This is a genomic window from Pseudomonas sp. Pseusp88 (genome assembly GCF_047303955.1).
Taxonomy (GTDB): Bacteria; Pseudomonadota; Gammaproteobacteria; order Pseudomonadales; family Pseudomonadaceae; genus Aquipseudomonas.
Genome location: NZ_JBGLYM010000072.1, coordinates 1 through 5,836, shown reverse-complemented (window position 1 = coordinate 5,836; position 5,836 = coordinate 1). Strand labels below are relative to the sequence as shown.

Here is a 5,836-nt window from a genome sequence, read left to right as displayed (position 1 = left end):
TCGGGTTATCACTTGCAATTCGGGGTTACCGTATACCTTGTCGGAGCGGCCTATGGGGGCTAAAGGGGTGTAAACCAATCCCCAGCCTTCGGCAGCTCCTACAAAATCGCGTTGATTCAGAAGATAGGAGAAACACACCATGTCCAGCAAACCCACGCTCGACAAGCAGCAAGACCCAGCCCAAAACAAACCATTCTGGCAGCGTCTGGGCTGGTTGCTGGCGATCTGGGCGGGCAGTGTCCTGACGCTGTTTATCTTCGCCAGCCTCATGCGCCTGTTCATGAACGCCGCCGGGTTAACAACGCACTAAAGCTTATTTGCGGGCCTTGAGAATAACGAACTTGGGCGTCGCCGCGACCAGTTCTACACCACGGAACAGTCGCGCCAGCTTGGCGTGATAGCCCAGGTGGCGGTTGCCGACGATATACAGCGAGCCGCCGGTGACCAGTGCGGCCCGAGCCTGCAGAAACATTCGCCAGGCAATGAAATCCCCGACCACCTGTTGCTGGTGGAATGGCGGATTGCACAACACCACATCCAGTGAGTCGGCGGGCTGACCTTCCAGACCGTCGGCGGCGCGAATGGTTACCTCGCGCGCTCCCAGTGTCGCCTGCCAGTTCTCCCGGGCTGATTGCACTGCCATATAAGATTCATCGACCAAGGTGTATTGGGCGTCCGGGTTCTCCAAGGCGCTGGCGATAGCCAATACGCCATTGCCGCAACCCAGGTCCGCGACTCTGGCCGCGCCGAGGTCTTTTGGCAGATAAGGCAGGAAGGCGCGGGTACCGATATCCAGCCCTTCGCGGCAGAACACATTGGCGTGATTGACCAGTTCGATGGCTGGTTGGTCGAGCTTGTAACGCGTGGGGTAGGGCGAGGAGATGAATTCTGCCGACCGCGGCTCGGCGAACAGCAGCCGGGCTTTTTTTACCGCCAGGGAGGCGTGCACAGGGCCGACATATTCCTCCAGCAGCTCACCGGCAGAGCGCGGCAGATGCTTGATCATGGCTGCGGCAATCACCTTGGCGCCGGGCGCCAGTTGGCCTTGCAGGCGGCTCAGTTGTTCTTCCAGCAGGGCCAGCGTCTTCGGGATACGGATCAGCACCCAGTCGAAAGGCCCGGCCAGCGGCTCGCTGGCTGGAGTCACCGGAACGGCGTCATAGGCCATGCCGTTGCGTGCCAGGTTTTTTTCCAGGGCCTGGACTGCCAGGAACGAATCGCTGCTGCTGACCACATTGGCGTGGGGCATCAGGCTCGTAGCCAACGCACCGAAGCTGTCGTTAAGCACCAGTACTTTGCTGTGCAGGTTCAGGCCATGTTCGGCCACGTAATTGAGCAGGTATTCATCGGCTGCGTCGAACGCCTGCAATGGTTCGTCCTGTTGCTCGGGTTGGCGGATAAGATCGAGCTGGGCGAAAGGACTGATAAGCAAGGGCATGGGCAAGAAGAACTCTGGGCAATCGACAGGGATCGGCGCAGCCCGAAAACTCGTGGCTCGCTCAAACCGGCGATTTTACGTTCTTTTTGCCCGTTGGCACCTTGAGATTTCGGGGGCGTTCAGAACATACCCTCCAGGATGGCCTGCACTACTGCTGCAGTTTTATTGGGCACGCCCAGTTTTTGTACGGCACTGGCGATATGAAAGTGAACGGTGCGCTCCTTAATGCGCAGAATCATGGCGATATCGGCAGCGGTCTTGCCGACGGCCGACCATTTCAGGGTTTCTATTTCCCTGTGCGTGAGTGTGTGGCGTGAGCATTGGTACGCCGGGTCCAAGGCCAAGGCTTCCATTGAGCATCTCCCTGCTATAAACCGGTCCCTTGTTCAGTGTAGAGAGCGCTACTGCGCAAATCGGGGCGGCAATGTCTGGCCGGACAGGTGGACAATTAACGTTATAGGCCCGCATTTACCGGACAATGATAAAACCCAAGTGCGAGCGGGGGCGCCGGGGATTGTCCGCTTGGCAAGCTGATTTGGCGCGATAACGGTAAGAGCCAAATACTCTAAAAAACCTCCCGCAAACCGCTGTCACAGGATGCCCTTACCCATTGCCGGTGTTTATCGACGTCACTTTGCAGGACACTTGCAGATAGAGTTTGCCCTTATAGACGAGGCGTCAGGAGTACCCATGACCGCCAGCGACGAAAAATTCACCCGCCAGACCCTGTTGGCCGTCACGCCGTTGACGCCCAGCCTCTTCACCCTGCGCACCACCCGTGATGCGGGTTTTCGTTTTCGTGCCGGACAGTTTGCCCGCCTGGGCGTGACCAAGGCCGATGGCAGCATCGTATGGCGCGCTTACTCGGTGGTCTCATCGCCCCATGACGAGTTTCTCGAGTTCTTTTCCATCGTGGTGCCGGACGGCGAGTTCACCAGCGAACTGAGTCGGCTGCGCGAAGGCGACACGCTATTGATCGAAAAGCAGGCGACCGGGTTCCTGACCCTGGATCGATTCGTCGATGGCCGTGATCTGTGGATGCTTTCTACCGGTACGGGAGTGGCGCCGTTTCTGTCGATCCTGCAGGACTTCGAGGTCTGGGAGCGCTTCGAGCGGGTCATTCTGGTCTACAGCGTGCGCGAGGCTCGGGAACTGGCCTATCAGGAGTTGATCGCCGAATTGATGAGCAGGGAATACCTGGCCGAATACGCCGAGAAGTTCCTGTTCATCCCCATCGTCACCCGCGAAGAGCATCCGGGAGCGTTGCATGGGCGCATCACCCAACTGATCGAGAGTGGTGAGCTTGAGCGGGCGGCGGGTTTGTCTCTGACGCCTGAGCACTCGCGACTGATGCTGTGTGGCAACCCGCAGATGATCGATGACACCCGCAAGTTGCTCAAACAGCGTGATCTGAATCTGAGTCTCAGCCGGCGACCGGGCCAGGTTGCGGTGGAGAATTACTGGTAGCAGGCTGCGTGATAACTACTGCGCTCGCCAATCCTGCGTTAAAAACAGGCTCGGAATGCTCATTTAGTGGACTAAACTCCGCTTCCTCGCCTGTTTTTGCCTTGTCTTGCCTTCGCTCGCTACGTTCTCACACGCCCTGCGAAGGCCGGCTGTTCTGCTCCTTGAGCAGATCACGGATTTCACCCAGCAGCACTTCTTCCTTGCTCGGCACTGGCGGCAGGCTTGGTGCCTTGGCTTCTTCGCGTTTGAGGCGGTTGATCGCCTTGACGCCCATGAAAATGGCGAAGGCGACGATGATGAAGTCGATTACGGTCTGGATGAATTTGCCGTAGGCCAGCACCACGGCCGGCGCCGCGCCTTCCGCAGGGCGCAGGATTACGGACAGGTTACTGAAGTCCACGCCGCCGATCAGCAGCCCGAGGGGCGGCATGATTACATCGCCGACGAACGACGAAACGATCTTGCCGAATGCCGCGCCAATGATGATACCGACGGCCATATCGACCACGTTACCTTTGACGGCAAAGGCCTTGAACTCGCTTAGTACGCTCATGGGTATATTCCTTGTTACAGATGAATTTATCCGGGCAGTTTAATCCAGCCCTTCATGTATATAGCAGTGCTCATGCAATCGACCGACGTCTCCTGCATTGGTTTTATTGGTTTTTGAAAAAATAGAGCGGCCCGGCTGCGTTATGATTGCCCCCTTTTTCTGACGGGGGTTGCCATGGCCAAGGCCAAACGCTTGTACGGCTGCACCGAGTGCGGCGCGACATTTCCCAAGTGGGCGGGCCAGTGCAGCGAGTGCGGCGCCTGGAACACCCTGGTTGAAACCGTGCTGGAAAGCGGCGCGGCGGCAGCCCCGAGCGGGCGTACCGGTTGGGCGGGGCAACAGGCTCAGATCAAGACCCTGGCCGAAGTCAGTGTCGAAGAAATTCCGCGTTTCTCTACCCACTCCACCGAGCTGGATCGGGTTCTTGGCGGCGGCCTGGTAGATGGTTCGGTCGTGCTGATCGGCGGCGATCCGGGTATCGGTAAATCGACCATCCTGCTGCAGACCCTGTGCAACATGGCCGCGAGCATGCCGGCCTTGTACGTCACGGGGGAAGAATCCCAGCAGCAGGTTGCCATGCGCGCCCGTCGCCTGGGGCTGCCCCAGGACAAGCTCAAGGTCATGACCGAGACCTGCATCGAAAGCATCATTGCCACGGCGCGGGTCGAGCAGCCCAAAATCATGGTAATCGACTCGATCCAGACTATTTTTACCGAGCAGCTGCAATCTGCACCCGGCGGCGTTTCTCAGGTCCGGGAAAGTGCTGCGCTGCTGGTGCGCTATGCCAAGCAGAGCGGCACGGCGATCTTCCTGGTCGGTCACGTCACCAAGGAAGGCGCCCTGGCCGGGCCACGGGTGCTGGAGCATATGGTTGATACGGTATTGTATTTCGAAGGCGAGTCCGATGGTCGCCTGCGTTTGCTGCGGGCGGTGAAAAACCGCTTTGGCGCAGTCAACGAGTTGGGTGTGTTCGGCATGACTGACAGAGGGCTGAAGGAGGTTTCCAATCCATCAGCGATTTTCCTGACTCGTGCTCAGGAAGAAGTACCGGGCAGTGTGGTCATGGCGACCTGGGAAGGCACCCGGCCCATGTTGGTCGAAGTGCAGGCTCTGGTCGATGACAGCCATCTGGCCAACCCGCGCCGCGTGACGCTGGGGCTTGATCAGAATCGCCTGGCCATGCTCCTGGCGGTCCTGCACCGTCATGGCGGTATTCCTACTCACGATCAGGACGTGTTCCTCAACGTAGTCGGCGGGGTCAAGGTACTGGAGACTGCGTCCGACCTGGCCTTGATGGCAGCGATCATGTCCAGCCTGCGCAATCGTCCGCTTCCCCACGATCTGCTGGTGTTCGGCGAAATTGGCTTGTCAGGGGAGGTGCGGCCGGTACCCAGTGGTCAGGAGCGGCTCAAGGAGGCCGCCAAGCACGGCTTCAAGCGTGCCATCGTACCCAAGGCCAATGCCCCGAAAGAGGCGCCGGCCGGTTTGCAGATCATTGCCGTGACACGCCTGGAGCAGGCGTTGGATGCTTTATTCGAGTAACGGCGTTCAGGCGCTGTTGCTCAGATTTCGATCAGTGCCGCCAGCTCACGTTCCAGCTCCTGCGGATCGGCCAGGTTCAGTTCGATCAGGCGGCGCAGGTGGCTGATCGATTCAATCCCGATATGCAGACAGACGAAGCCCAGGTGATTCTTGGTGGCGTCGACGTGGGTCAGATTCACGTCCATTTTCACCATGGCATCCGGGCTGAGCTGAATATCCACGGCGAACGACTGGCCCGGATCGCATTCCCACGGTGATGGGCGCTCAATCAGCAGTCCCTTGAGGGACAGGTCGAGCAACTGTACGTGCCACGTCTTCGAACCCTGGCTGAGCCTGGTCTTGGCATCGAAATCGATACGCTTGAAGCGTCGGCGATCTTCTTGTAGTTCGGTCATCTCAGTAGCATCTCTTCGAGTCTTGTAGCTATACGGTAGCAGAGTGGCCTGAAAAGCCCGTTCATTGATCAGGGGCAATCTTCAGGACAATAGCGCCGATAAGTGTTTCCGAACAGTTTCAAGTCGGCTTTTTTGCATTAGATCTCACTGTTATGTCGGATATTTCTAGACCATTGTGGGGTGGCCCTTTTCTCCGAGACACAGCTAAACTGCTTCTGTTGTCTTCTAGTCCACTGAGCTGGAATAAAAAATGAAAAATAATAATAGTCTGCTGCGCCATGTGCCTTGGCTGATTGTCGCAATTGTCGGGGCCTGCGCCCTGGGGGTCGTGGCCTTGCGCCGCGGAGAGGCGATAAACGCCTTGTGGATAGTAGTGGCCGCCGTCGCCATCTATCTGGTTGCCTACCGCTACTACAGCTTGTTCATCGCCAACCACGTCAT

8 protein-coding genes are annotated in these 5,836 nt (G+C 58.2%); 4 read left to right on the top strand and 4 right to left on the bottom strand.

Annotation, left to right across the window (positions count from 1 at the left end):
- Positions 1-139: 139 nt before the first annotated feature.
- Positions 140-310, top strand: coding sequence for a DUF2474 domain-containing protein (locus ACCD02_RS32410; RefSeq protein WP_413310672.1), 171 nt, complete (start codon positions 140-142; stop codon positions 308-310).
- A gap of 3 nt (positions 311-313) precedes the next feature.
- On the opposite strand, the gene ACCD02_RS32405 is transcribed toward ACCD02_RS32410, so the two are convergent.
- Together ACCD02_RS32405 and ACCD02_RS32400 are read right to left on the bottom strand one after the other, a co-directional pair.
- Positions 314-1,438, bottom strand: a complete 1,125-nt coding sequence (locus tag ACCD02_RS32405) for a methyltransferase (RefSeq protein WP_413310670.1) — start codon at positions 1,436-1,438, stop codon at positions 314-316.
- A 119-nt stretch (positions 1,439-1,557) separates the two neighbouring features.
- Complete coding sequence (locus ACCD02_RS32400; RefSeq protein ID WP_413310668.1) at positions 1,558-1,791, bottom strand: helix-turn-helix domain-containing protein; 234 nt, start codon at positions 1,789-1,791, stop codon at positions 1,558-1,560.
- A 337-nt stretch (positions 1,792-2,128) separates the two neighbouring features.
- On the opposite strand from ACCD02_RS32400, the gene ACCD02_RS32395 reads away from it, so the two are divergent.
- The gene (locus tag ACCD02_RS32395) at positions 2,129-2,905 is read left to right on the top strand and encodes a ferredoxin--NADP reductase (protein WP_413310667.1); all 777 of its coding nucleotides are present in this window, start codon (positions 2,129-2,131) and stop codon (positions 2,903-2,905) included.
- 127 nt (positions 2,906-3,032) lie between these two features.
- Here ACCD02_RS32395 and mscL read toward each other — a convergent pair whose 3' ends face one another.
- Positions 3,033-3,458 carry a large-conductance mechanosensitive channel protein MscL gene (gene mscL, locus ACCD02_RS32390; protein ID WP_413310665.1) on the bottom strand — a complete coding sequence of 142 codons (426 nt, stop codon included), beginning with the start codon at positions 3,456-3,458 and terminating at the stop codon, positions 3,033-3,035.
- A 174-nt stretch (positions 3,459-3,632) separates the two neighbouring features.
- On the opposite strand from mscL, the gene radA reads away from it, so the two are divergent.
- On the top strand, positions 3,633-5,000 hold the full coding sequence (gene radA / locus ACCD02_RS32385; protein ID WP_413310663.1) for a DNA repair protein RadA: 1,368 nt from the start codon (positions 3,633-3,635) through the stop codon (positions 4,998-5,000).
- A gap of 20 nt (positions 5,001-5,020) precedes the next feature.
- On the opposite strand, the gene ACCD02_RS32380 is transcribed toward radA, so the two are convergent.
- Entirely contained in the window at positions 5,021-5,395 is a 375-nt protein-coding gene (locus tag ACCD02_RS32380; RefSeq protein ID WP_413310662.1) for a PilZ domain-containing protein, read from the bottom strand.
- A gap of 250 nt (positions 5,396-5,645) precedes the next feature.
- On the opposite strand from ACCD02_RS32380, the gene ACCD02_RS32375 reads away from it, so the two are divergent.
- On the top strand, positions 5,646-5,836 hold a 191-nt coding region (locus ACCD02_RS32375), incomplete at its 3' end, for a hypothetical protein (RefSeq protein WP_413310661.1).